This is a genomic window from Paraburkholderia sp. BR14312, assembly GCF_040948675.1.
Lineage (GTDB): Bacteria > Pseudomonadota > Gammaproteobacteria > Burkholderiales > Burkholderiaceae > Paraburkholderia > Paraburkholderia nodosa_A.
The window spans coordinates 1-239 of sequence record NZ_JBFPKI010000113.1 but is presented as its reverse complement, the minus strand read 5'-3'; the positions used below and the strand labels follow the sequence as shown (position 1 = coordinate 239).

Annotated in this window: 1 pseudogene; it reads left to right on the top strand. The window is 69.0% G+C overall.

The annotated features are described in order from the left end of the window. Positions 1–239: pseudogene (locus AB3X98_RS42240) on the top strand (non-ribosomal peptide synthetase module); the annotation flags it as partial.

The window sequence follows — 239 nt, the reverse complement described above, 5'->3', positions numbered from 1 at the left end:
ATTGGCGGGGCGGGGGTCGCGCGGGGCTATCTGAACCGCCCCGAGCTGACAGCCGAGCGGTTCATCGCCAGTCCCTTCGTGGAGGGCGATCGGCTGTACCGGACCGGCGACCTGGGGCGTTATCTGCCGGACGGCAATCTGGAGTTCCTGGGGCGCAATGACGACCAGATCAAGATCCGGGGCTTTCGCATCGAGCCGGGCGAGGTGGCCGCGCACCTGTGCGGGCACGCGTGGGTACG